The organism is Johannesbaptistia floridana (assembly GCF_057440575.1).
In genome coordinates this window covers 22144-28612 of the sequence record NZ_JALKVM010000055.1, presented here as the reverse complement: position 1 = coordinate 28612, position 6469 = coordinate 22144, and the positions used below count along the sequence as shown (strand labels likewise).

The window sequence follows — 6469 nt, the reverse complement described above, 5'->3', positions numbered from 1 at the left end:
AGCCAACAAATAGTCCGAGCTAGGGAAATACCCGGAGGTGTTATGGCTTTTGGCTCTTGGTCTAGTCAACTCTTAGTCAGACGTTGGGCCGTCCAAGCTGCGCGGCTTCAGCCCGCAGAAGTTGACTTAATCTGTTGAGAAATTTGCAATTTACGACTATCTAGAGTCAACTGAAACAACTCCGTGGAAACAGCTTGTTCAACAGGGTAAACACCAGGTTGATTAAGTCTTCCTGTGAGTATCAATTCGGCGATACTACCTGTACCCAATCCCGTAGCCACTGAAGCACTTTGATGGTTAAAATTACTAGTATAATGAGTAGGACTACCAGATTTATAACCCTGGATATCGCAACGCATAGCTACACCAGTACCAGTAAAGTAATCTGTGACATCAGTCATCAGATGACTAACGTGGGCTAAAAACTCTACAGTAGCTTCACTACGAAGTATGATTGGTGGTAGCCAGTGGGCCATCATCCAAGTAGCATGATTATAAAAATCTGGAATAACTCCAAACTTGGTAATCACACTCTTAACAGCAAAAGACTCTTGTAGAGTAATAGCTTCGGGCATATCATACCAATAAACATTAGCTTTACCATAGGGAGGGCCAAAGTCTAATAATTGGGGGTCTGTATAGGGTTTAACGCTTTGCCAAGTACCATCTAGCCAAGCTTCAAAAGGACTTTGTATACCAAGAAAAGTGGTGCGCATCACTGTTACCCCAGCGCCACCGGAGCCAGCCACAATGTAGCTAAGCTGAATAGAGTCAACTTCATCTAGGGATTCTACTCCTTGACGGACCATACTATTAGAAATACCTGGGAATACTCCAGTATTAACAATTGCCGTAACCCCGGCCGCCCTAGCTGCTTCCTGTTGAGCTAAGGCTTTGCGAGTAAAGCTACGTTCATCACTCACATCAACATAATTAACTCCAAGCTCAATACAAGTACGCAAGACATTGGCATCTCGATAATGAAAAGGTCCAGCAGAATGAACCACCAAGTCAGCCTTAGACACAGCGCTTTCTAGTTGCTGTTGATTAGACAAATCCAATACCTGGAACTGTACTTTAGCCCCTAACCTCTCTAAAGCAGCCATACCTAATTCGGGATTACGTCCAGTGATGACTACTTCTGCGTCTGTATGTTGGAGAATATCTTGAGCGATACTGTTGCCAATACGGCCACAACCGCCAATAATAAGAACTCTTTGCATAATTTATGATTGAGATTTACAAAATTAAAAACTGGCTATAATTCCAGCAACGGATTTACGAAACTCTTCAAAAGCTTTTGATACACGCTTTTGTGAATTCAAAAAAGTTTGAGCACAATTACGTCCTGGCATTCCCGAAATAGAACCACCGGGATGAGTACCAGCTCCCGTTAGAAATAGCTGATTGATAGGAGTTTTATAATTAGCAATTTCTGGTAAAGGGCGCAGAAATACCATCTGCTCTAGGGACATATCTATATGATAATAATTACCTCGGTATGCTCCCAATCTTTGGCCTAATTCAGCAGGACTTTCTACACGACGGGCAATAACCGAATGATTAATATTAGGGGAATAATCTGCTAATTTTGCCAAAACGCGATCTGCTACTTGGTTTTTCAAAGCATCTGTCCAACCAGTCCCATTTAACCCTGTATTTTCTGCTCCTGCAATTTGATAGGGAGCAAAAAACTCAATCCACAAAGTATGCTTACCTTCAGGGGCCATAGAGGGGTCTAACTGGGTGGGCATAACTAGGTACATAGACGGGTCATGATCTGGAATACGGCCTCGGGAAGCTTCGTGGTGAGCAGTTTCTACATGTTCCACAGAATCAGCGATTAACACCGAGCCTATTAAGTAATCATCATGATGATTATGGTGTTCAAATCGTAATGGCTCTGCTAAAGCGCAATCAATTTTGAGTAAGCTTTCGTTATTGTTAATAATTCGCTTATCTAAGCGCTGGCGTAAATTAGCATGGGCGGCATCAATATCTGAAGCTTCTACCAAATTTAAAAATAGACGTTTGGCATCAATATTAGAGATTACCCCGCATTTAGCCCTATATTCTTTTTTAGATGAGGTTCTCACACCAACTGCTTTACCATTATCAATTAAAACCTTATCTACATTTTCCCCCGTTAAAACCACTCCATTATAGTGACGGATACACTTGAGTAAAGCTTCTATCAGGGCACCAGTACCACCCCGGGGACGAGCCATACCGGGATTATGCCGCAATGACATCATCATCGCTCCAATCGCCATATTTTTTTGAGAAGGAGCTAATCCTAACTCAGAGGCTAAACGCGCTAGGGGTGCTTTTAACCATGGTTCTGTAAACCATTCATCTAATACATCTTCAGCGCTAGTGAGCATGGTACGGACAAAGTCTAGGGCTTTATAGGGACCTCCTGCTACCTTCAAGAGATTTTTAAGAGCATTAATGTCGTAATTCCTGACAATATTAATCAGGGATTGGGGGGGCGCATTAAAAATAGGTACCAGGGCATCTACTATTTGCTGCCAATATACAATAAATTGACGATAGCGTTCAGCTTCTAGAGAGTTATATTGAGCAATATTTGTACAGGTTTGCTCCAAAGAGCGATTGCCTAAGAAATATCGTCCATCGGGATGGGGACAAAAAACTACGGGATCACAATAGAGATAATCTAATCCAAAACTCTTGAGTTGAAGTTCTTCTATTACCGGACTTAAATGAATAAATTCGTGGTCTATGGCACATAGATTAAATTTAAATCCTGGTGCCTCTTCTGGCATTACTTCTTCTGTGGTGGCGGCACCTCCGGCTACGGTACGGCTTTCTAACACCAACACTTGATAACCCGCTTTCAGCAGATAGGCGGCACAAACTAAACCGTTATGGCCTGCCCCTATAATAACAACATCAAAAGTTTCCATTAGTTATATATCTTAATATTGAACTACCTCAACTAATAGCTTATGTCATTAGTTGAGGCTTTTAACTTCACCAAGAATATTATCGCTGATAATTACTGAATTGCGTCAGTAGCTTGGTCTACGGTATTTTGGGCATTTTTCTTGATATTTTCAACACCTTGTTTGGTGCCTTCAGCAGCATCTTTAGCTGATTGTTGAACGTTACCTGCGGCTTTTTTAGCTGCTTTACCTAGGTCTTCAATTTGCCCCTCTACTGATTTATCTGGTGTGATTTCGTCTACATATTCTTGAGGGCTTTGTACTTTTTCTGCGCGTTTTTTGGTTTCTTGGACTAATCTTTCTGTTTTAGCTCCTACTCCATTGGTATTTCGTCCCTTTTGAATATCTGGATTGGAATTCATACCTTGATCAGACATAGTAGTATTATTTAACTGACTACTAGATTCTGGAGGTACTGCTGCATCAATTCTACTACAGGCTGTGCTGGCCACAAATATTATACCAGCTAAAAATACCGTTAGTAACTGTCTGAAAGAAATAGTTGTCAAGAATTTTTTGAAAGTTTTCATTATATTCTCCTTCGTGTTTATTGGTAATATTGACGTTTGCTTATTTCTAGATTTTTCTGATTATCTTCGAGCATATTGTCTCAGGAATTAGGGAGATTAGGTTTCATACTCTTACTGATAAATTTTTATTCATCATATCCGCTAACTTTCATAGGCTTTTCGCCTTTTTTATCAGTTAACGTTGCTGGCATTTTGATAATCTCCAATTACCTTATGAATTCTTAGTTTAAATAATTTAGATTTAATAAGTATCTATCTCTAGGTTGAACTAATCTTTTACTTAAGTTTATGTTTATTAGTGGTTAATCTCATTTTCCTGTGATTCTAACAGTTAGAGACTTGCTTTTATTTCTTTCGACCTTTCAGTTCCACTCCTCATTTTTTTTATCATCAAAAAAAATAGGCGCTGATTTAATTTAATTCAGCGTCTATTTATAGTAATTTATCGGCTTATTATTAAATCTTGAAGTGAACAGGAATAAAAATTATTTAGAGCGAGTAATTAATCCCCAAATAAAAATAAACACCATAGCACCTAGTATGGCTACAATTATTCCCGGTATACTAAAAGAGGCACCTGTAAGTGCTAATTGTCCAGTTTGAATGAAAGTCACTATGGTGCCTCCAATAAAAGCTCCAATAATTCCTAAAAGAGTTGTAGCGAATATTCCGCCTCCTTGACGACCTGGATAAATTGCTTTAGCTATAACTCCAGCGATTAATCCTAACAGAATCCAAGCAATGATATTGATCATTATAAATTTCTCACTCCCTATTTAATCTAACTACAGTTTTAGTTTTAAATACGATATTAAAACTATAAATAGAGAATAATTTATTTTTGATAGAAAAACATCTACCTTTTGATGTATTCTTAATAACAACTTGGTCGAAATTTAGAAAATACACAATTATTAGTACGTTAGCTTATTTTAAGCCAAAATATAGCCCAAACTTCCTTTGTGCATCGCAAATATATTAGAATTTTTTTGGAGCCATTTATTGAGGCAATCATTAAAAATAGTGTAGCTAAAAATTAATAGCTCCGGGAGCTAGTAGGTTGGGTTAAAAATCCTGCAACCCAACAAGTAACAGAAACAAGGATTTATATTGTTGGGTTTCGTAACCTCAACCCAACCTACAGGCTACCTTCTTACTTCAAAACTTCAAAACTTCAAAACTTCTTACTTCAAGACTTCAAGACTTCAAGACTTCAAGACTCAAATAATTACTCATTACTCAAACACAACCAATAACTTTTGATAAAGATGCTTTGGTGTGAGTCAACCCAACCTACAGGTTACTGGCTTCTTACTCATTACTCATTACTTATTACTCATTACTCATCTAGCGGTGCGTTACGGGCTTCGCCCTAACGCACCCTACACCTACACTTTTACTACTTTTTATTTATTACTTTAAGACTTCAAGACTCATTACTTATCTTATTCTGAATTTCCAAGTGTTATCTCTGCCTAACGCACCCTACATCTATATATAAATACAAAATAATACTTGAGAAAAAGCTAAAAAAATTGTTATAATTTAATAAAACTTAAAGATTCTCTCATGGCACATCTAAGTAATTTTCGTCTCCTCGCCAGGGAGAAAAAATTTATGAAACCTCGCCAAAAAAGGTATCCCGTATTCTTAATGGCACTTGTCTGTGCTTGTATCTTTCCTGTAGCTATAATTACATTTGCAGCACAAGGAGAAGTAGCCTGGGTAGTAGGGCTTGGTGTAGCAATTGTTTTATATGCTACATTACAGACCCTAATAATTTTATTATTAGCAAGACTACCGTCAAAACGTCCCCGACTATACCGTAACCCGGGAAACATTCCTAAAATTGCTGTAATTATTCCTGCTTGGAATGAAGCAGCAGCTCTCCCTGATACCTTAGCCACTATCTTAGCTCAAGATGATGCTCCAGATAGCATTATCATCGCCGATGATGGGTCTACAGACGACACAATACCTAAGCTCAAAAATCTTTACCAGCTTAAATTCCAAGGGAAAATTGGAAAGTCCGAAATATATCCCCATCTCCAACTACTATCAAAAGAGCACAGTGGAAAAGGAGATTCCATGAATCAAGCACTTGCCTATACCAACGCTGAAGTTGTATTGTTTCTTGATGCCGATACTCGACTTTATCCTAATTCTATTGGAGCTTTACGCAGTTGTTTCACTCTCTATCCATCCCTAAGTGCTGTAAGTGGAACTCTTCTTCCCTCTTGCTCAAAAACCTGGAAAGGGAGATGGTTTCAATTTGGTCAGCGTTACGAATACGCTCGTCAGCATATATGGCGTCTCGCTTGGAGTTATCTCAATAGCACTCTAATTATTCCTGGGGCTTGTTCGGCTTTTCGGCGAGAATTGTTATTAGAGATTGGTGGCTTTAGTAACAAAAGTTGGGTAGAAGATTACGAAATTATGTACAGAATGCAGTGCTATTTAAGACTAAAGCAACGACCATGCCGAGTCAAGGTAGAACCAAAATTGTTAGTAGAAACAGATGCTCCAGAAACTATTAGGGCTTTTTTACGTCAAAGACGACGTTGGGCAGGAGGATTTTTAGAAACAATACTCACTTACCGGGAAATGGTGGGAGACCGCCGCTTTGGTATCCTGGGTTGTGGCTATTTAATCAACAATACCTTCACTATTGTTACTCCCTTTTATAGCTTAGCTTGGTTAGTTGCTGGTTCAATTCTTTACTATCAAAAGCCTCCCCATTGGATTTATGGGTTTGAGATGGCTATTGGTGCTTTTATTTTAGGAATTATTACTTCTACTCTCACAATTGATTCCTACCGCCATCATTTTGGTCGTTACGGAGTCTCTCCTCTCCTAGGAATTGTAGATTTATTGCTACGTCCTATTTTCTATCTTCCGATGATGGTTATTAGTAATTTGTGGGGTTATACTAGTTTTCTGCGCCGTCAAAAAACTTGGTAAATTCTTACA

General features: G+C 38.7%; 5 protein-coding genes. 1 reads left to right on the top strand and 4 read right to left on the bottom strand.

Features of this window, described 5'->3' with window-relative positions; genetic code table 11:
• Window positions 1–107 precede the first annotated feature (107 nt).
• The 4 genes from MW688_RS04075 to MW688_RS04060 all read right to left on the bottom strand — a co-directional run bounded on the left by MW688_RS04075 (window position 108) and on the right by MW688_RS04060 (window position 4251).
• Window positions 108–1223, bottom strand: coding sequence for a saccharopine dehydrogenase family protein (locus tag MW688_RS04075; protein WP_486734639.1), 1116 nt, complete (start codon window positions 1221–1223; stop codon window positions 108–110).
• A gap of 24 nt (window positions 1224–1247) precedes the next feature.
• Complete coding sequence (gene crtO, locus MW688_RS04070) at window positions 1248–2930, bottom strand: beta-carotene ketolase CrtO (RefSeq protein ID WP_486734638.1); 1683 nt, start codon at window positions 2928–2930, stop codon at window positions 1248–1250.
• A 92-nt stretch (window positions 2931–3022) separates the two neighbouring features.
• Window positions 3023–3499 carry a DUF6658 family protein gene (locus MW688_RS04065; protein ID WP_486734637.1) on the bottom strand — a complete coding sequence of 159 codons (477 nt, stop codon included), beginning with the start codon at window positions 3497–3499 and terminating at the stop codon, window positions 3023–3025.
• A gap of 485 nt (window positions 3500–3984) precedes the next feature.
• Entirely contained in the window at window positions 3985–4251 is a 267-nt protein-coding gene (locus MW688_RS04060) for a GlsB/YeaQ/YmgE family stress response membrane protein (protein WP_486734641.1), read from the bottom strand.
• 865 nt (window positions 4252–5116) lie between these two features.
• Between MW688_RS04060 and MW688_RS04055 the strand changes: the two genes are divergently transcribed.
• On the top strand, window positions 5117–6460 hold the full coding sequence (locus MW688_RS04055; RefSeq protein ID WP_486734636.1) for a glycosyltransferase family 2 protein: 1344 nt from the start codon (window positions 5117–5119) through the stop codon (window positions 6458–6460).
• Window positions 6461–6469 lie beyond the last annotated feature (9 nt).